This window comes from Streptomyces sp. NPDC056222 (assembly GCF_042264065.1).
Classification (GTDB): domain Bacteria; phylum Actinomycetota; class Actinomycetes; order Streptomycetales; family Streptomycetaceae; genus Streptomyces.
The window spans coordinates 23,397-42,368 of sequence record NZ_JBHJTL010000036.1 but is presented as its reverse complement, the minus strand read 5'-3'; the positions used below and the strand labels follow the sequence as shown (position 1 = coordinate 42,368).

At 71.0% G+C, this 18,972-nt stretch carries 16 protein-coding genes; 5 read left to right on the top strand and 11 right to left on the bottom strand.

The genetic code is table 11. The features are described 5' to 3' along the window. Positions 1–8 precede the first annotated feature (8 nt). From ACFC0D_RS18875 to ACFC0D_RS18865, 3 genes are all read right to left on the bottom strand, one after another. Positions 9–677: a nucleotidyl transferase AbiEii/AbiGii toxin family protein gene (locus ACFC0D_RS18875; RefSeq protein ID WP_376436879.1), complete on the bottom strand. Its 669-nt coding sequence runs from the start codon at positions 675–677 to the stop codon at positions 9–11. A gap of 5 nt (positions 678–682) precedes the next feature. Continuing rightward, positions 683–1,075, bottom strand: coding sequence for a hypothetical protein (locus ACFC0D_RS18870; protein ID WP_376436877.1), 393 nt, complete (start codon positions 1,073–1,075; stop codon positions 683–685). 551 nt (positions 1,076–1,626) lie between these two features. Continuing rightward, entirely contained in the window at positions 1,627–2,751 is a 1,125-nt protein-coding gene (locus ACFC0D_RS18865) for a magnesium and cobalt transport protein CorA (protein WP_376436941.1), read from the bottom strand. Between the two features lie 146 nt (positions 2,752–2,897). On the opposite strand from ACFC0D_RS18865, the gene ACFC0D_RS18860 reads away from it, so the two are divergent. Beyond that, positions 2,898–4,088 (top strand): winged helix DNA-binding domain-containing protein, encoded by a 1,191-nt coding sequence (locus ACFC0D_RS18860; protein ID WP_376436874.1) that lies wholly within the window; start codon positions 2,898–2,900, stop codon positions 4,086–4,088. Positions 4,089–4,135: 47 nt separating this feature from the next. Here ACFC0D_RS18860 and ACFC0D_RS18855 read toward each other — a convergent pair whose 3' ends face one another. Beyond that, positions 4,136–4,975, bottom strand: a complete 840-nt coding sequence (locus ACFC0D_RS18855; protein ID WP_376436871.1) for a response regulator transcription factor — start codon at positions 4,973–4,975, stop codon at positions 4,136–4,138. A 91-nt stretch (positions 4,976–5,066) separates the two neighbouring features. Here ACFC0D_RS18855 and ACFC0D_RS18850 point away from each other — a divergent pair, with 91 nt between their 5' ends. Then, entirely contained in the window at positions 5,067–6,743 is a 1,677-nt protein-coding gene (locus ACFC0D_RS18850) for an AMP-binding protein (RefSeq protein ID WP_376436868.1), read from the top strand. Next, positions 6,740–8,323: an AMP-binding protein gene (locus tag ACFC0D_RS18845; protein WP_376436865.1), complete on the top strand. Its 1,584-nt coding sequence runs from the start codon at positions 6,740–6,742 to the stop codon at positions 8,321–8,323. Before ACFC0D_RS18850 ends, ACFC0D_RS18845 begins: the two co-directional genes overlap by 4 nt. Positions 8,324–8,350: 27 nt before the next feature. Here the strand turns inward: ACFC0D_RS18845 and ACFC0D_RS18840 are convergent, their stop codons facing one another. The 3 genes from ACFC0D_RS18840 to ACFC0D_RS18830 form a co-directional block, all read right to left on the bottom strand. Continuing rightward, complete coding sequence (locus ACFC0D_RS18840) at positions 8,351–8,902, bottom strand: GNAT family N-acetyltransferase (protein WP_376436862.1); 552 nt, start codon at positions 8,900–8,902, stop codon at positions 8,351–8,353. Positions 8,903–8,921: 19 nt separating this feature from the next. Beyond that, the gene (locus tag ACFC0D_RS18835; protein WP_376436859.1) at positions 8,922–9,743 is read right to left on the bottom strand and encodes a TIGR04222 domain-containing membrane protein; all 822 of its coding nucleotides are present in this window, start codon (positions 9,741–9,743) and stop codon (positions 8,922–8,924) included. Between the two features lie 114 nt (positions 9,744–9,857). Beyond that, positions 9,858–10,580 (bottom strand): hypothetical protein, encoded by a 723-nt coding sequence (locus ACFC0D_RS18830; RefSeq protein ID WP_376436939.1) that lies wholly within the window; start codon positions 10,578–10,580, stop codon positions 9,858–9,860. A 679-nt stretch (positions 10,581–11,259) separates the two neighbouring features. On the opposite strand from ACFC0D_RS18830, the gene gcl reads away from it, so the two are divergent. Next, positions 11,260–13,038 (top strand): glyoxylate carboligase, encoded by a 1,779-nt coding sequence (gcl, locus tag ACFC0D_RS18825; RefSeq protein WP_376436936.1) that lies wholly within the window; start codon positions 11,260–11,262, stop codon positions 13,036–13,038. Here the strand turns inward: gcl and ACFC0D_RS18820 are convergent, their stop codons facing one another. Next, entirely contained in the window at positions 13,039–14,073 is a 1,035-nt protein-coding gene (locus ACFC0D_RS18820) for a transcriptional regulator (RefSeq protein WP_376436856.1), read from the bottom strand. It lies immediately after the preceding gene. A 60-nt stretch (positions 14,074–14,133) separates the two neighbouring features. Here ACFC0D_RS18820 and ACFC0D_RS18815 point away from each other — a divergent pair, with 60 nt between their 5' ends. Then, positions 14,134–15,336: an MFS transporter gene (locus ACFC0D_RS18815; RefSeq protein ID WP_376436854.1), complete on the top strand. Its 1,203-nt coding sequence runs from the start codon at positions 14,134–14,136 to the stop codon at positions 15,334–15,336. Here ACFC0D_RS18815 and ACFC0D_RS18810 read toward each other — a convergent pair. The 3 genes from ACFC0D_RS18810 to ACFC0D_RS18800 form a co-directional block, all read right to left on the bottom strand. Next, positions 15,272–15,937 (bottom strand): DUF1524 domain-containing protein, encoded by a 666-nt coding sequence (locus tag ACFC0D_RS18810; protein WP_376436852.1) that lies wholly within the window; start codon positions 15,935–15,937, stop codon positions 15,272–15,274. The genes ACFC0D_RS18815 and ACFC0D_RS18810 overlap by 65 nt on opposite strands. A 500-nt stretch (positions 15,938–16,437) precedes the next feature. Then, the gene (locus ACFC0D_RS18805) at positions 16,438–17,895 is read right to left on the bottom strand and encodes a catalase (protein ID WP_376436849.1); all 1,458 of its coding nucleotides are present in this window, start codon (positions 17,893–17,895) and stop codon (positions 16,438–16,440) included. 184 nt (positions 17,896–18,079) lie between these two features. Continuing rightward, positions 18,080–18,970: a 2-hydroxy-3-oxopropionate reductase gene (locus tag ACFC0D_RS18800; RefSeq protein ID WP_376436847.1), complete on the bottom strand. Its 891-nt coding sequence runs from the start codon at positions 18,968–18,970 to the stop codon at positions 18,080–18,082. Positions 18,971–18,972 lie beyond the last annotated feature (2 nt).

Here is an 18,972-nt window from a genome sequence, read left to right as displayed (position 1 = left end):
CGGTGCGATCAGTCGATGTCCGGGACATCGGCCTCTTCGAGGAGTCGGGCCGCGAGGTCGTCGGCCCACTCCACGGCCCAGGTACGGAGAGCGGTGATGCTCGCATCGTCGAGGCCGTAGGCGGCGAAGGCTTCGTCATCGGTCCACTCAGCGCCGGTGAGGTTTGCCTGGAGGTCCTCGCCCTCGAAGCGGCCGCGGGCGTGGCGGCGGCCGAACTCCTCGAGCTCGGAGTTCGTCCAGCGGCGGGAGGCAGCGAACACGTCGATCAGGTCGCGGGGCGCTCCTCGGTCGGCAAGGGCTCGGACCTTGGTCCCGATCACGTCCTCCTCCGCGAGGACAGGCCCATAAGGGCTCTGGGCGACGGGCCGCCAGAAGATCTCCTTGAGGATGTCGACTTCACAGTCCTGCCCGGTGACTGGGTCGGTCACGGTGAAGCGAGCGGACAGAGGGGCAGTCTCCAGCGCCTGCACTTTCCAGCCCCTGGCCTTGAGGCCGCTACAGAGCGAGGCCGCGATGTCGGCCATGGGCGCCGGGTTCTCGGTGGCGACATCGAGGTCCTGGCTGGGACGGTTCACGAGGCGGTGCGCCCTCACGGCATACCCGCCGGTGAGGACCAAGGGATACGGCGAGCCGAGGGCGATCACATCCGCCAGTAGCCGGGTGTGCAGCTCCGGCATGTCTGTCACGCGGCTGCCCGGGTGCTGGAGGCGAGCTGGGGGAAGGCGTCCTCCCACACGGTGCGCACCGTGCGACCGACGAGGGTGCGCAGCACGGGCCATTGCTGGAAGAGTAGATCCTGATTGAGGTAGCGGGGCAGGTCGTCATGCAGGCCCTCGTGCAGGACGGTGCGGTACAGGCCCATGCGCTGGCGAGCTTTTCCCAGGTCGTACGAGGTCATCCCGGACCAGGCCAGGTGCAGCGGCAGCTCTACGACGCCGTGCGTCGGCCCGCGCAGCTCGTCCAGCGACTCCGGTAGACGGCGCCGGAACTTCTCCCGGTACAGCGCGAGGTCCGCGGCGTCCGCAACAGAGAGGTCTCTCGGCGCGGGTGCGGGGTGCTGCGGGCTGGAGGACATGCCTCCATTATGGCGGCCGCAGAAGCGGTGCGGGCCATGATGTGCGAGCCCGCGCCGGAGTGAGCAGGGACGGCTCCCGCCAGTGAGCCGGCTGCTTGCCGCAGCCCGTTCTTGCCCTGAGCAGGCGACACGGGCTGTCGCCCGCTTGCGCATGAGACCTGGTGCACGAAGAGGCTGGGCTGACCAGAACACGACTCGTCACCACAGTCAGGGGGCCGTACAGAGAGGGCGGACGTGTGGCTCCGCTCAGAACCCGGTGTCACTGTCTGTGATCTGTTAGGGGGCGGCAAGGGCGACCGGCGAGATGTTGAGTAGCAAGCAGGATAGGGACGAAGCCGCAGACGCAGGAGCTGTGTCGTCAGCCTATTCTCCCCGGATTCTCCCCAGCGCCTGCTGGAGGGTAAAAGTCCTGGTCAGGGCGTTGCTGGAGGCAGGTAGACGAGATCACCCGCATCACTTCTCCCCAGGGACTCCCCAGAGCCCAGATGGGGCGGTTGTGTGGGAGGTGCAGAAGCAAACCATGCACGCTGCTTGAACAGAGTCGGCCGACTCTAGAGCCAATCCCGTCGCTTGAAAATCACGTACAAACTGACGCAAACCATCCCCATCAAACCGACCGCGAAGGGGTATCCGAGGCTCCAACCCAACTCAGGCATGGACTCGAAGTTCATGCCGTAGATAGTTCCAACGAGTGTGGGTGCAAAGAGAATGGCCGCCCAGGCGGAGATCTTCTTGATCTCCTCGTTCTGTTCGAAGCCCGCCTCCGCCAGTGCCCGCATCTCCGCGTTCTGCTGCTGTGTCACCAGGGTCGCGTTCACCGTCAGGATCTCCGTCAGGGCCTGGCGGAAGCCGTCCACGCGTTCGCTGGTGTGGGTGACGTGGTCCGCCACGTCACGGAGGTAGCGCTGGAGTTCCTCGTCCGTGCCGTATTTGGCGAAGCCTGCCATCAGGCCGTGCAACATGCCCACCAACGGGCGGGTGGCGCGTTGGAACTCGACCATTTCCCGGGAGAGTTCGTAGATGCGGCGGGAGACCGACGGGTCGCCGCCGAAGACCTCGGTCTCGATCTCGTCGATGTCGTTCTGGACCCCCGCGACCACCGGGGCGTAGCCGTCGACCACCGCGTCGAGGATCGCGTACAGGACCGCCTCCGGGCCCAGTGCCAGGAGGTCGGGGTTCTCCTCCATCCGGTGGCGGACCGCCGAGAGGTCCGGAGCCGCGCCGTGCCGGACCGTGATCACGAAGTCCTGGCCCACGAAGATGTGGAGCTCGCCGAAGTCCACCTCCTCCTGGGCGTCCAGGTAGCGGGCAGCGCGCAGCACGACGAAGAGAGTGTCGCCGTAACGTTCCAGCTTCGGGCGCTGGTGCGCCTCGAGCGCGTCCTCCACGGCCAGCTCGTGCAGGTCGAACTCGCCCGCCAGCGAGTGGAGTTCGGACTCGGTCGGGCGGTGCAGGCCGATCCACGCCATGCCGTCCGGATACTCGCGCAGCCGGCGGAACGTCTCGGCCAGCGTGGCGGGAGAGGCGACCCGGCGGCCGTCCCGGTAGAGGCTCGCCTGCACCACGCTCGGCCGGTCGGCCGGTACGGTCTCGGGCCCGGTCGGCTCCGGCTCCGGCGGCGCGGTCGGCGGTTCCGGCTGGCGGCGCCAGGCTGCGCGAGGGCGGCGCTCCGACATCGTGGGGTCCCTCTCCGTGTTCATGATCGGGTCCAGGGTCTCCGGGCAGGATATACGCGGCGTATTGCCACAGCGCGTCGGCGATCGGAGCATGGGTGTGCCATTGCGGACCACAGCTGTCCGCAAGTCTGGGTAGCGTGCTGTCCATGGCCTTCAAGACGACGAACCCGGTCCTCTCCACCCGCGCCCTGGGGCGCGCCACGCTGGCCCGTCAGCTCCTGCTGGCCCCTGCCGCGATGTCCGCCGAGGACGCCGTCTCGCATCTCCTCGGACTCCAGGCGCAGAACACCAAGCCGCCGTACTACGCGCTCGCCGCCCGTCTCGACGGCTTCCGGCCCGAGCACCTCTCCGCGGTCATGGAGTCCCGCCGGGTCGCCCGCATCGTCACCATGCGCTCCACCATCCACACCCACACCGCAGCGGACGTGTTCACCCTGCGGCCCCTGGTCCAGCCCGCCCGCTCCCGTGAGATCGGCATCTTCCGCAAGGGCCTCGTCGGCGTCGACCTCGACCGGCTCGCCGCCCTGGCCCGCGAACTCGTCGAGGAGCGGCCCCGTACCCCGAAGGAGATCCGCGAAGCCCTCCTCGTGGAGTGGCCGGACGCGGACCCCCAGTCCCTCGGTGTCGCCGCACGCTGCCTGCTGCCCCTCGTCCAGGTCACCCCTCGCGGTCTGTGGCGCCGGAGCGGGCAGGTCTGTCTGACCACCGCCGAGACCTGGTTCGGCCGGCGCGCCGCGGCCGCCCCCGGCGAAGCCGTCTCCGCCGACGCCGCCCGGCCCGCCCCCGCCGATCCTGGTCCCGCGGCCGCCCCCGCCGCGGCCGTCCTCGACGACACCGTCCTGCGCTACCTCGCCGCCTTCGGCCCCGCCTCCGTCAAGGACATGCAGATCTGGTGCGGCCTCACCCGCCTCCGCGAGGCCTTCGAGCGCCTGCGGCCCGGGCTCGTCACCTTCCAGGACGAGCACGGCGTCGAACTCTTCGACCTGCCCGACGCCCCGCGCCCCGACGAGGACACCCCGGCCCCGCCGCGCTTCCTCCCCGAGTTCGACAACCTGCTCCTGTCGCACGCCGACCGCAGCCGCGTCGTCGCCGCCGAGGCCCGCAACCGCACCTGGAAGGGCAACCAGGCGTACTGCGTCTTCCTCCTCGACGGGCAACTCGCCGGACTGTGGCGACTGGAGGAGACCAAGGAGCGCACCACGATGACCGTCCAGCCCTTCGGCCGTACGACCAAGGCCCAGCGCGCCGAGCTGGAGGAGGAGGCCCGGCGGATGCTCGGGGTGATGGCTCAGCCGGGCGTTCCGTACGAGGTGGGCTTCGGGATCGTCGACGAGTAGGCCGCCGGCCGCCCGAGCGGCGAGCAGCTCCGTCGCCGTGCCGACCCCTACGGCAGCACCCCCGCCCTCCTCGCCGCCACCACCGCCTCCAGGCGCGTGTGCGCGCCAAGCTTCCGCATCGCCGAGCGCAGGTACCCCTTCACCGTCTCCGGCCGCAGCCCCAGCCGTGCCGCCGCGCCCGCGTTCGTCGCACCCTGCGCCACCGCCGCCAGCACGTCCAGCTCGCGCGGTGTCAGCGTCACACCGGGCTCCCCGCCCGGCGCCGTGGACGCCGTCTCCAGGCGGCCGCACACCGCGAGCAGCCGCTCCCTGAGCTCCGGGTCCTCGATCCGGGGCGCCAGTTCCCGCAGCTCCCCGTGCGCCTGCCGGACCTCCTCCCAGGAGGGTCCCGAGACCGGTCCCGAGGCCGCTCCGGACGGAGCGGCCGACAGCAGCTCCCGCACCTCGTCCCGTACAGCCAGCGCCTGCTCCAGGTCCCGGGCCGCCGCCACCGCCGCGTCGGCGACGCGCTCGCCCAACGGCAGCGAGTCCCGCAGGGCCCCGTAGAGCACGCCCCGCACCTTGCGCCGTACGACGACGGGCACCGCGATCACCGAACGCAGGCCCTCCGCCGACACGGGAACGTCGTACTCGTGCGTGATGTGCCGCGCCGACGCGTAGTCGACCACCGCGCACGGCCGCGCCAGCGCCAGGCACTTCCCGCCCAGACCGCTGCCCGCGGAGATCGCGAGTCCGTGCAGGGCGGGCGTGACGGCTCCGTTCAGCTCCGAGATCCGCAACGGCCTGCCCGCGTGCAGCAGCCCGCCGAAGACCACCTGGAGTCCGGTGGCACGGCGCAGCCGCGCCAGAGCTCCGCGCATCTCGACCGCTTCCGTCCGCTCGGGCACGCGACCACTCCTTCACCCCCGAACGGGGGTAGTGAGACCTGGGTCACTGATTACACGATGTCCGTGACCGGTCCCGCAACGAGGAGGACACATGACGGCTACCACCGCGACGGAGAGGTTCCGCGCCGCCCGCGACTTCCTGCTCCAGCACCGCGAGGACTACGGGACGGCGTACGAGGGCTTCGCCTGGCCCCGTCCGGACCGGTTCAACTGGGCCCTGGAGTGGTTCGACGTCATCGCGGCCGGCAACGACAGGACCGCCCTGCACATCGTCGAGGAGGACGGCACCGAGACGAAGGTCGGCTTCGCCGAGATGTCCGCCCGCTCCGACCGGGCCGCCAACTGGCTGCGCGACAAGGGCGTTCGGGCCGGCGACCGGATCATCGTCATGCTCGGCAACCAGACCGAGCTGTGGGAGACCGCGCTCGCCGCGATGAAGCTGCGCGCCGTCGTCATCCCGGCCACTCCGCTGCTCGGCCCCGCCGACCTGCGGGACCGCGTCGAGCGCGGCCGGGCCCGGCATGTGATCGTGCGCGCCGAGGACACCGCCAAGTTCGAGGACGTGCCGGGGGAGTACACCCGGATCGTCGTCGGGGGCGAGCGCGCGGGCTGGCACTCGTACGAAGAGGCGGACGACGCCTCCGACACCTTCGAGCCGGACGGCGTCACCCTCGCCGACGACCCGCTGATGCTGTACTTCACCTCCGGTACGACCGCCCGGCCCAAGCTGGTCGAGCACACCCACACCTCGTACCCCATCGGCCATCTGGCCACCATGTACTGGATCGGCCTCGAGCCCGGCGACGTGCATCTGAACATCTCCTCGCCGGGCTGGGCCAAGCACGCCTGGTCCAACCTCTTCGCCCCGTGGAACGCCGAGGCGACCGTCTTCATCCACAACTACACCCGCTTCGACCCGGCCCGTCTCATGCAGGAGATGGAGCGCAACGGTGTCACCAGCTTCTGTGCTCCGCCGACCGTCTGGCGGATGCTGATCCAGGCCGATCTGACCCAGCTGAAGAACCCGCCGCGTGAGGTCGTCGCGGCCGGCGAGCCGCTCAACCCCGAGGTCATCGAGTCCGTGCGCCGGGCCTGGAGCGTCACCATCCGGGACGGCTTCGGCCAGACCGAGACCGCCGTCCAGGTCTCGAACAGCCCCGGCCAGCGCCTCAAGGAGGGCTCGATGGGGCGGCCGAGCCCCGGCTTCCGGGTGACGCTGGTGGATCCCGTGAGCGGGGAGGCGGACGTCGAGGAGGGCGAGATCTGCCTCGACCTGTCCACCGATCCGGTGGGCCTGATGACCGGCTACCACGGAGACCCGGAGCGTACGGCCGAGGCGATGGCGGGCGGCTACTACCGCACCGGCGACATCGGCTCCCGCGACGCCGAGGGCTACATCACCTACATCGGGCGCGCCGACGACGTCTTCAAGGCGTCCGACTACAAGATCTCGCCGTTCGAGCTGGAGAGCGCGCTCCTGGAGCACGAGGCGGTGGCCGAGGCGGCGGTCGTCCCGGCCCCGGACCCGCTGCGGCTCGCGGTCCCGAAGGCGTACGTCGTCCTCGCGGACGGCTGGGAGCCGGGCGAGGAGACGGCGAAGGCGCTCTTCGCGCACTCGCGCGCGGTGCTCGCCCCGTACAAGCGGGTACGGCGCATCGAGTTCGCCGAGCTGCCGAAGACGGTCTCGGGGAAGATCCGCCGGATCGAGCTGCGCGAGCGCACGGCGAAGGGCGAAGGCATCGAGTACGCCGAGGGGGACCTGGGATGAGTCTGTCGTACACGCACGGCGCGAGCCCCACCGAGCTGCTCGGGGACACGATCGGGGCCAATCTGGACCGGGCCGTCGCGGCCTGGCCGGAGCGGGAGGCACTCGTCGACGTGCCCACCGGTCGCCGCTGGACCTACGCCCGATTCGGCGCGGACGTCGAGAAGCTGGCGGACGCGTTGCTCGGCAGCGGGGTCGTCAAGGGCGACCGGGTGGGGATCTGGGCGGTGAACTGTGCCGAGTGGGTGCTCGTCCAGTACGCGACCGCCCGCATCGGCGCCGTCATGGTGAACATCAACCCGGCCTACCGTGCCCACGAGTTGGAGTACGTGCTCAAGCAGGCGGGCATCTCCCTGCTCTTCGCCACGCTCGCGCACAAGACGAGCGACTACCGGGCGATGGTCGAGCAAGTCCGCGGCAACTGCCCGGAGTTGCGGGAGGTCGTCTTCATCGGCGACCCGAGCTGGGACGAGCTGATCTCCCGCACGGCGGGCGAACTGCGCCCGGCGGAGCTGTCCTGCGACGAGCCGGTCAACATCCAGTACACCTCGGGGACGACGGGCTTCCCCAAGGGCGCGACCCTCTCGCACCACAACATCCTCAACAACGGCTACTTCGTGGGCGAGATGATCGCCTACACCGAGCAGGACCGGATCTGTATCCCGGTTCCCTTCTACCACTGTTTCGGCATGGTGATGGGAAACCTGGCGGCGACCTCGCACGGCGCCTGCATGGTGATCCCCGCGCCGTCCTTCGACCCCACGGCCACCCTCCGCGCGGTCCAGGAGGAGCGGTGCACGTCGCTGTACGGCGTACCGACGATGTTCATCGCCGAGCTCAACCTCCCCGACTTCGCCTCGTACGACCTCTCCACGCTGCGCACCGGGATCATGGCGGGCTCGCCGTGCCCGGTGGAGGTGATGAAGCGGGTGGTCGCCGAGATGAACATGGCCGAGGTGTCGATCTGTTACGGCATGACCGAGACCTCGCCCGTCTCCACCCAGACCCGGCGCGACGACGACCTGGAACGCCGTACCGGAACGGTCGGGCGGGTGATGCCGCACGTGGAGGTGAAGATCGTCGATCCGGGCACCGGTCTCACGGTGGAGCGCGGGACCGCCGGAGAGCTCTGCACCCGCGGCTACAGCGTGATGCTCGGCTACTGGAACGAGCCCGACAAGACGGCCGAGGCCGTCGACGCCGGCCGCTGGATGCACACCGGTGACCTGGCGGTGATGCGCGAGGACGGCTACGTCCAGATCGTCGGCCGCATCAAGGACATGATCATCCGCGGCGGGGAGAACGTGTACCCGCGCGAGATCGAGGAGTTCCTCTACGGGTACGAGAAGATCGCCGACGTGCAGGTCGTCGGTGTCCCAGACGCCCGCTACGGCGAGGAGATCCTGGCCTGCGTGATCCCGCGCGACCCCGCCGACCCCCCGACCCTGGACGACATCACGGCGTACTGCCGCGACCGTCTGGCGCACTACAAGATCCCGCGCCGGGTGGAGATCCTCGGAGAGTTCCCGATGACGGTGAGCGGCAAGGTACGGAAGGTGGAGCTGAGGCAGCGCTACGGGTGAGGAGCGCCGGCTCCCCGGCCGACGGCGCTACGGGGACGGCGCCACGGGGCGGGGCGCGGGCGTCCCTGCCAGTTCGCGCCGCATGCAGACCCGGGGCCAGGTCGCCAGACCGTGGGCGGCCTCGGCCCGCTGGATGGCGCGCAGCCCGTCGGTGAGGTCCGGGTCGGACTCGGCGAGGGGACGGAAGCCGAGGCGCGTGTAGTACGGCGCGTTCCACGGGACCTCGGTGAAGGTCGTCAGGGTCAGCGCGGTCAGCCCCTGCTCGGCCGCGCCGGCGGCCAGATGCTCGATGAGCAGGCGGCCGATGCCCTGGCGGGCGGCGGCCGGGTGCACCGACACCTGCTCGATGTGGGCGGCCCCGTCGACGGTGTCCGCCAGCAGGTACGCCATGGGGCGGTCGGTCTCGTCGACGGCCACCCAGGCCCGGCCGGCCCGTCGGTAGCCGTCCAGGACGTCCAGCGGCAGGGGCTCGTCGTCGGCGATGACCGCCATGCCGAGGGAACGGAAAGGTTCGCCCGCGGCCCGCTCGATGTCCTGGAGCAGCGGGAGTTCGGCCGGTGCGGCCGCTCGGATGCGCATGGTCCAGTATGGCGCGAGCTCAGTCCGAGCCGCCGCCCCCTCCGCCGCCTCCTTCGCCCGCGCCCCAGGAACCCTCGCCGCCACCGAACCAGCCACGCCCGGTGGCGTAGCCGTCCGTACCGCCGCCCTGGCCCAGCAGTCCGCCGTCGCGCGAGAAGCGCGGCAGGAAGAGGGCGAGTGCCGGGTCGCCGTAGAGGGCGACGTACAGCAGGACCAGATTGCCGTCCGTCACCTCGCGACGATGCGCGGGCAGCGGGTGCCGCTCCCGCAGCCCGGCCAGCAGCCGTCGGGCGGCGCGGGTCGTGGGCGGAAGGAACAGCAGGGCGAGCGCGGCGACGGTCGGTACGGCGCCGAGGGCGAGCGCCAGGGCGAGCTCCGCGCCGGACGGGCGCGTGATCAGCAGGCCCGTCACCACCGTCGCCATCGCGCAGACCAGCAGCCCCCGGGCGACGAGCAGCCGGCCGTACGGGCGGAGGAGCCCCGCCCGGCCCAGCTCGGCGCGCAGGGCGTCGACGGCCCGCCGCGCCCTGGGCTGGGCGGCCAGCACCCGTATGCCCAAGGCCCGCCGCAGCGAACTGTGCACTCCCAGCTGGACCGGATCGCGGGTCCGGCCGGGTCCGCCGTTGGCCCGAATCGTGCCCTTCCGGCCGGCCGCCACGGCGCCGCGCTGGTGCAGCGCGACGAGCGCCACGACCACGGCCGCCCGCCGCCCGCCACGGAGCAACGCCAGTGCCTGCGGGGCGAGTTCGGCCCGCTCCGGGCTGCGGGTTCGCAACAGCGCGAGCGCCGCGAGCAGTTGTGCGCAGGACGCACCGATGAACCACCAGGTATCCGCCCCCATGACGCCCCACCCCCCGAGGGTGTTGTGCCCGTGAGAGCGTGATCATCACGCGCGAATGGCTGAAATCTGAGGTTCTTTTGAGGTCTATCCGATCGCCGGTCCGCCGCTGAGGCCTCAGGCGCCGGTGGTGATCAGTTCGTCCGCCGGGGTGTTCACCGGCTGAGGCGTTCCCGTGAGGTCGAGGACGAAGAGCGGGATGCCGAGCTCGTCGGCGCGGGAGCGGGCGTCGGGGGTGTAGCCGGCGAGGGAGAAGAAGACGCTCACGGACGAGCTGCTGAGCCCGTTCAGCCAGAGGCATTCGACCGCCCGCAGCGCGGCGGGGCGGGTGCTCGGGTCGACCTGGGCGACGAGCCCGGGTGCTCGGAGGTCGACCCCGGACGCGGTCCGCTCCTCGGGCTGGACGACGTTGCGGAACCCGAGCCAGCGCAGATACCCGGCGGACGCGGCCACCGCGTCCCGGGCCGTACGGATGGTCACGGGCCGGAACGAGGGCCTCGGCGCGGCGGGGTGCGGGGCCGTCGGCGGCAGCGGGATGTGCGCGGGGTAACGCTCGGTGAACGCCCGATTCCGTCCGGTTCCGAGGCCGTGGCTCGCGACGTCGTGGAGGTCGCCCGCGGAGTCGTCGGGGAGGTCGCCCTCCGGGTCGTGGAGGTCGCTCTGCGGGGCGTCGCCGGTCCATATGCCCGAGGCCGGCGCCGCCTCGTCCGTCCCGGCGGTCGGGGCCGGCCCCGGGGCCGCGCCCGGCTCGACGCCGTCCGTCCCCTCGCCGGCGTGTGCGTCCGGAGGGTCGCCGGCCCCTGATTCGGCGCGGTGACCGGTGTCCGTACCGCCTGGCAGGGCCCCGGGGCCGGGGCGGCCGTCGGTACCGAGTGTGCCGGGCGTCGCGTCGGTGGCCGTGTTCGCGCGTCCGTCCTTCGGGTCCGGGCTCGGTGGCCCCGGGGTGGCCCGTCCGGGTCCGGGCTGCCGCGGAAGTGCCCGTGCCGGGGCCGGCACGCCCGGCAGCGGACCGCCGTCGCCGAAACCCGGCTCGCGGACCGGGACGCGGAGGACCGTGCCGCAGGTGCAGCCCAGCTCCGGGTGGGGCCATTCGTCCTCACGCCCGCAGGCGACGCAGCGCACCGTGACCCATTCGTCCGTCCAGTTGCGGTGCGTGACCGGCTCACCCGTCGCTCCGGGGATCACCGGTGGCACCACCGGTGTCCCGCAGGCGCATGGGAAGACGGGCGCCGCGTACGGCTGCGTACGGAGGCATTCCGGGCAGCGCACCGGTACCGACTCACCCACACCGAACCCCACGCCGAACCCCCTGTCTTCCCGTCCCCATCGTCCACCAATCCGCCACGGGAGGGGAGGGAGTTCGGCCAACGTCCGAGCCCGGTCCCTTGACGGCCCCGGACCCCCCGACCTACATTGCTTCCACATAGTAGAACAATACTTCCGCAATACGGAAACGGCCATCGAGACGGTGGGTGACCCGTTTCCGCCTGGCCGAAGCAGGAGCCCTCCCATGCCTCGTATGACCGCCGCCGCAGCGGCCGTTGAGATCCTCAAGCGCGAAGGCGTCACCAACGCGTTCGGCGTGCCCGGCGCGGCGATCAACCCCTTCTACCGCGAGCTCAAGAACGTGGGCGGCGTCAGCCACACGCTCGCTCGCCACGTCGAGGGCGCGTCCCACATGGCCGAGGGCTACACCCGTGCCAAGGCCGGCAACATCGGTGTCTGCATCGGTACCTCCGGCCCCGCCGGCACCGACATGATCACCGGCCTGTACTCCGCGATCGCGGACTCGATCCCGATCCTGTGCATCACCGGCCAGGCCCCGGTCTCCAAGCTCCACAAGGAGGACTTCCAGGCGGTCGACATCGCCTCGATCGCCAAGCCGGTCACCAAGGCCGCCACGACGGTCCTCGAGGCCGCCCAGGTCCCCGGCGTCTTCCAGCAGGCCTTCCACCTGATGCGCTCCGGCCGGCCCGGCCCGGTCCTCATCGACCTGCCGATCGACGTCCAGCTGACCGAGATCGAGTTCGACCCGGAGACGTACGAGCCGCTGCCGGTCTACAAGCCGCAGGCCACCCGCGCCCAGGCCGAGAAGGCCCTGAGCTTCCTGCTGGAGTCCGAGCGCCCGCTGATCGTCGCCGGTGGCGGCATCATCAACGCCGACGCCTCCGACCTGCTGGTCGAGTTCGCCGAGCTGACCGGCGTCCCGGTCATCTCCACCCTCATGGGCTGGGGCACCATCGCGGACGACCACGAGCTGAGCGCCGGCATGGTCGGCGTCCAGACCGCGCACCGCTACGGCAACGCGACCTTCCTCGAGTCGGACTTCGTCCTCGGCGTCGGCAACCGCTGGGCCAACCGCCACACCGGTTACAACATGGAGGCCTACACCAAGGGCCGGAAGTTCGTCCACGTCGACATCGAGCCCACCCAGATCGGCAAGATCTTCGCCCCGGACTACGGCATCGCCTCCGACGCCAAGGTCGCGCTGGAGCTCTTCATCGAGATCGCCAAGGAGTGGAAGGCCGCGGGCAAGCTCCCGGACTTCTCCGCCTGGGCCGCCTCCGCGCAGGACCGCAAGGCCACCCTGCAGCGTCGTACGCACTTCGAGAACGTCCCGATCAAGCCGCAGCGCGTGTACGAGGAGATGAACAAGGCCTTCGGCCCGGAGACGCGCTACGTCACCACCATCGGCCTCTCCCAGATCGCCGCCGCGCAGTTCCTGCACGTCTACAAGCCGCGCCACTGGATCAACTGCGGCCAGGCCGGCCCGCTCGGCTGGACCATCCCGGCTGCCATCGGTGCCGCCACCGCGGACCCGGAGACCCCGATCGTCGCGCTGTCCGGCGACTACGACTTCCAGTTCATGATCGAGGAGCTGGCGGTCGCCGCCCAGCACAAGGTCCCCTACGTCCACGTCCTGGTGAACAACGCCTACCTGGGCCTGATCCGCCAGGCGCAGGGCAACCTGGGCATCAACTTCGAGGTCAACCTCGAGTTCGAGAACATCAACACCCCGGAGATCGGCGTCTACGGCGTCGACCACGTCAAGGTCGCCGAGGGTCTGGGCGTCAAGGCGATCCGCGTCACCGACCCGGAGAAGCTGGGCGAGGCGTTCGAGGAGGCCAAGAAGCTGGCCGTCGAGCACCAGGTCCCGGTCGTCGTCGAGGCCATCCTGGAGCGCATCACCAACATCGCGATGAGCAAGACGGTCGACATGAGCGATGTCACCGAGTTCGAGGAGATCGCGACCGAGCCCGGTCACGCTCCGACGGCGATCAAGGCCCTGAAGGTCTGATCAGTCGCCGGAGGTGACGGCCCCCGCTCCGAGAGCACCGGAGCGGGGGCCGCTCCACGTCCGTACTCCCTGCGCCCGCACCAGCGTCGCCCCCGCCTCCGTCCAGTCGTAGAGGACGGACCTCCCCGCCCTCCTCCGCCGTACGAGACGGGCGTCGAGCAGCACCTTCAGATGCCGCCCCACCGAGCCGAGCCCCTGTCCCGTCAGCGCCACCAACTGGCTGGTGGACGTGGGGGATTCGAGCCGTACGAGCACCCCGGCACGCGCACTCCCGAGCAGCGCGCCGAGCGCCTCGGGGACGGCCGGGCCCTCCGCGCCGGCCAGGGCCCCCGCGCAGGGGTAGACGATCGCGAAGCGCTCCGTACCCTCCCACGACACCCAGCCCCGGCTCGGTGTCACCGGCACGAGGAAGAGCCGCCCGCCGGAGACCGACCTCGGTGGGAAGTCACGGGTGTTGACCTGCAGCCGCCCCTCACCCAGCCAGCGCGTCCGCCCCGGGGACAGCTCGTCGAGCGCCGCCGCCCACCCGCCCGCGGTCAGCCGCGCCGTACGCGCCATCACATCGGCCTCCAGGACACGCCGTCGGCGCGGCCAGGTCGGCAGGACCGTCTCCCGCCACACCCAGGCGAGCAACTCCGACATCCGGAACGGCAGATCGGTCGCCGAAGCCAGCGGCTCGGGGACCGGACCGCCCAGCGAGACCGCCAGATCCGCCACCGCAGCCGCGGGCGGCGTCTCCCGGATCCGGGCCAACTCCTCCTCGAAGGACGGCTCGCCCTCGCCCAGCGGGGTCGGGGTCACGAAATCCGCGTTCCACGCGGTCCCGAGCGCGGCCCGCACCAGCAGAGCGTCGAGCGGCTCGGCCGCGAGCCGCGCCCGGTAGGCGGGCAGACGGTCCGTCAGCCATGCGCTCTCGCCCGGGTGAGCCGGCTTCGGCAGGTCCAGCGCCTGCAGCGCGGCGATGGTCTCGGCCAGCGGGGACACCAGGAACCGGCTGCCCGCGAGCGCGTCGGCGTCGATCTGCCACCAGCCCATGGTTTCGCCTCCCCACGAAACAGTACCGGCGTCCCGTCGCGCTCTCGGAGACTCCGGCCCATGCGTAGCTATCAGGAGCTGTTCCGTACACCGGAGTTCACCCCGCTCTTCCTCACGGCGTCCGTCCAGGTCGCGGCCCAGACGGTGGCCGGTCTGGGGCTCGCCACGCTCGTCTTCCGGTCGACGGGCTCACCCTTCCTCTCCGCCCTCGCCCTCTTCGGTCCCGCGCTCGCCCAGGTCCTCGGCGCGGCGACGCTCCTCTCGGCCGCCGACCGGCTGCCGCCGCGCGCCGCCCTGGCGGGCATCGCGCTGGTCTTCGGCCTCGGTACGGCCGCCCAGGCCGTTCCCGGGCTGCCGACGGGTGCGGTGTTCGCGCTGCTCCTCGTGCAGGGCCTCGTCGGCTCCGTGGGCGGCGGCGTCCGTTACGGACTTCTGGGCGAGATCCTTTCCCGCGAGGGCTATCTGCTCGGCCGCTCGACGATGAACATGGCCGTCGGCCTCTGCCAGATCGCCGGATTCGCGACCGGCGGGCTGCTGGTGGCGACGCTCTCGCCGCGCGGGACACTGCTGATCGGCGCCGCCCTCCACGTCGTCGCGGCGCTCCTCGCCCGTCTCGGCCTCTCCCGCCGCGCGCCACGGGCCGCCGGCCGGGCCTCCGCCGGCGAGACCTGGCGTACCAACGCGCTCCTGTGGTCCTCGCGACCGCGCCGGCTCGTGTATCTCGCCCTCTGGGTCCCCAACGGGCTGATCGTCGGCTGTGAATCGCTCTTCGTCGCGTACGCCCCCGCCGGCGCCGGGCTGCTCTTCGCCTGCGCCGCGCTCGGGATGCTGGCCGGGGACACCGTCGTCGGACGATTCCTGCCGAAGAAGCGGCGGGCCCGGCTGGGCCCGCCGCTGCAGATGCTGCTGGCAGCCCCGTACCTGCTCTTCGCGCTCGATCCGGGGCTGCCCCTCGCCCTGGTGGCGGTGACGGTGTCCGCCGTGGGCTACAGCGCGAGCCTGCTGTTCCAGGAACGGCTGCTCGCGCTGGTGCCGGACGGGCTCAGCGGTCACGCGCTGGGGCTGCACTCCTCGGGAATGCTGACGTTCCAGGGGCTGAGCGCGGCGCTGGCCGGCGCCATCGCCCAGGTCACCTCGCCCGAGGTGGCGATGGTGGTGCTCGCCGCCGCCTCGCTGGCGGTCAGCGGGGTGCTGGTGCTCACCGAGGGGCCTTCGAGCGGACCACGACCGTCTCCTCACAGGGCCCGTCGGCGAACAGCTTGAGCGTCTCCAGCTCGTCCTTGTCCGCGTTCAGCCCCCAGCGCAGCTTGGTGCCGAGCCATTCGGCGACGTAGCGGCAGTACTGGGTGGAGGAGGACGGGACCCAGCCGGCGGGGTCGCGGCCGGCCTTGTCCTTCTGACTCCGGGCGGTGACGGCGGCGAGGGTGCCGGGGGAGCCGAGGTCGTTGGCGTACTTCTCGCGCCGGGCCGCGGTCCAGCCGGAGGCGCCGGACTCCCAGGCCTCGTTGAGGGAGACGACGTGGTCGACGCGGAGGGCGGCGGGGTCCGTGACGGTCTGACCGTCGTAGTACGAGGTCCACCTGCCGCCCGTGAGGGTGCAGCCGGGGCCGGTCCTCGGGGCGTCGACGGCCTCCTCCAGAAGGACCTCGGCGCGGGTGTCGCAGCCGTCGGCGGGGTCGAGTCCCTTGTTCCAGTGGGGGAAGGCGGACACCTTGTAGCCGGCGGGGTTCTCGGCCGCCTCGGTGAGGTCGGCGAGCGCGTCGGGAAAGAGGACGACGTTCGCGGACAGCGCCGGGGAGGGCACGGCGAGGGGGGACAGGATCAGCGCGAGCGGGGCCAGGCTCCGCACCAGGTTCTTGATCATGTACGAGTGGATAGCGGTGGGGGAGGGGCGCACAGGGGGAGAACCACGGTGCGCTCGCCCGTGCGGGTGTGGATCTTCACCGCAGAAACGATGCGTGGTGACCCGCGAGGGTGGACGGCACGCGACGGAGCGCGGACGCCGCGGGTGGACGGCACGCGAAAGAGCGCGGAACCAGGGACCGTAAACCTGGTTCCGCGCTCTCGTTGTGCCCGCCCGACGGTGCGAGGCTGGCGCGACAGGACGTTCGCGCCGCCGGGCGGAGTCTTGGGGGGAGGTGGGGCGTTGGGACCGCGGCGGCGACGACGAGCTGCCCGGGGATCCCTTCCTTCAGGTCAAGAAGGGGCCCGGTTCGCCCTTACCACCGCACTGGCTCGCACACCGCCGCGGTCCTCACGCTGTCCGTTCCGCCGGCCACCCCTCATCCGGGCCGTCGGTTCGGACGGCGTACGGCAGCTGACCTCCCGTCAAGTGCCGTACGCGGTCTGGAAACCGTGTCGAGATCAGTCCTCGCGCAGGGCGCGGACCGCCTCCTCCACGCGCTTGCCGTAGTCCGCGTCGGCGGCGGCGAAGTGCGCGATGTTCTTCTCGACGACGTCCTCGCGGGAGACCTGGGAGAGGCCGCCGGCGATGTTGGCGATCAGCCGCTTCTTCTCGTCCTCCGACATCAGGCGGTAGAGCTCACCGGCCTGGAAGAAGTGGTCGTCCTTGGCGTGCTCGGGCGCCGCGTGGGTGCCGGTCCAGCCGTGGATCGCCAGCGGGGCGGAGAGCGCCTCGTCGGTCTGCGAGGGACCGGCGTACGAGTTGGGCTCGTAGTTCTTGTCGTGGCGCGAGCCCTGACGGGTGGCCATGAAGCCGTCGCGGCCGTAGTTCTCGGCCACGGTCGCCTTCGGGGCGTTCACCGGCAGCTGGGTGTGGTTGACACCGAGGCGGTAGCGGTGGGCGTCCGCGTAGGCGAAGAGGCGGCCCTGGAGCATCTTGTCCGGCGAGGGACCGATGCCCGGGACGAAGTTGTTCGGGGAGAACGCGGCCTGCTCGACCTCGGCGAAGACGTTGTCCGGGTTGCGGTCGAGGACCAGACGGCCCACGCGCTGCAGCGGGTAGTCGCTGTGCGGCCACACCTTGGTGAGGTCGAACGGGTTGAAGCGGTAGTCCGCGGCCTCGGCGGCCGGCATGACCTGGACGTACAGGGTCCACGAGGGGTTCACACCGCGCTCGATGGCCTGCAGCAGGTCGGTCTGGTGCGAGTTCGCGTCCTGGCCGACGACCTCGGCGGCCTGCTCGGCGGAGAGGGAGCGGATGCCCTGGTTCGTCTTGAAGTGGTACTTGACGAAGAAGGCCTCGCCCGCCTCGTTGGTCCACTGGTAGGTGTGCGAACCGTAGCCGTTCATGTGACGGTACGAGGCCGGGATGCCGCGGTCACCCATGAGCCAGGTGATCTGGTGCGTCGCCTCGGGGGCGTGCGCCCAGAAGTCCCAGACGTTGTCCGGCTCCTGCTTGCCCGTGAAGGGGTCGCGCTTCTGGGAGTGGATGAAGTCGGGGAACTTGATCGGGTCCTTGATGAAGAACACCGGGGTGTTGTTGCCGACGAGGTCGTAGTTGCCCTCTTCGGTGTAGAACTTCAGCGCGAAGCCGCGTGGGTCACGGACGGCGTCCGCGCCACCGAGCGAGTCGGCCACGGTGGAGAAGCGGATGAACGTCTCGGTCCGCTTGCCGACCTCGGAGAGGAAGGAGGCCTTGGTGAAGCCGGTGACGTCGTCGGTCACCTCGAAGTAGCCGTACGCGCCGGAGCCGCGGGCGTGCACCACACGCTCCGGGATCCGCTCACGGTTGAAGCGCGCGAGCTTCTCCAGCAGGTGCTGGTCCTGGAGGAGGATGGGGCCACCGACGCCGGCGGTGGCGGAGTTCTGGTTGTCGGCGACGGGGGCGCCGGACTCGGTCGTAAGCACGCGCTTCGACATCGTGACCTTCCGTACGGGAGCTGCACTGCTGGGTGCTCTGGAGCGTAAATACGCCCGGAACGAGACGTCAACAGTTTGTTGAAAATGAAGTGTGGTGTTCCGGACGGCGACGGCGCCTGGGCGCGACAGGACAGTTGTCAGCGCCGCCGCCGTCCGGAAATCAGGGCCCCGTGAGGGGGATGGGTCAGACCTGCTGGCCGGAGAGGCGCTCGACGGCGCGCAGCAGGGCCGAGTGGTCCAGGCCGCCGTCGCCCTGCGCACGCAGGGAGGCGACCAGCTGGGCGACGACGGCACCGACCGGGAGGGCCGCGCCGACGTTGCGGGCGGCGTCGGTGACGATGCCCATGTCCTTGTGGTGCAGGTCGATCCGGAAGCCGGGCTTGAAGTCCCGGTTCAGGAAGTTGTCCTTCTTGCGGGTCAGGACCGTGGAGCCGGCCAGACCGCCGTTGAGGACGTCCAGGGCGGCCTGGAGGTTCACGCCGGACTTCTCGAGGAAGACCACGGCCTCGGCGCACGCCTGGATGTTGACGGCGACGATGAGCTGGTTGGCGGCCTTCACGGTCTGGCCGGAGCCGTGCGGACCGCACAGGACGATGGTCTTGCCGAGGGCCTCGAGGACCGGCAGGGCCTCGTCGAAGTCGGCCTGCTCGCCACCCACCATGATCGACAGGACGGCCTCGATGGCGCCGGCCTCGCCGCCGGACACCGGGGCGTCGATGACGCGGATGCCCTTCTCGGCGGCGTTCTTGGCGAGGTCGATCGAGGTCTGCGGGGTGATCGACGACATGTCGATGATCAGCGCGCCCTGCTTGGCGTTCTCCAGGATGCCCTCGGGGCCGTAGGAGATGGCCTCGACCTGCGGGGAGGCGGGCACCATCGTGACGACCACGTCGGCGTCCTCGACGGCCTCGGCGATCGACCCGGCGACCGTGCCGCCGGCCGCGGCGAGGCGGTCCAGCTTGTCCTGCTCCAGGGTGAAGCCGGTGACGGAGTAACCGGCCTTGATCAGGTTCTCGGACATGGGCGAACCCATGATGCCGAGGCCGATCCACGCGATCTTGGGGAGGTTGCTCATTG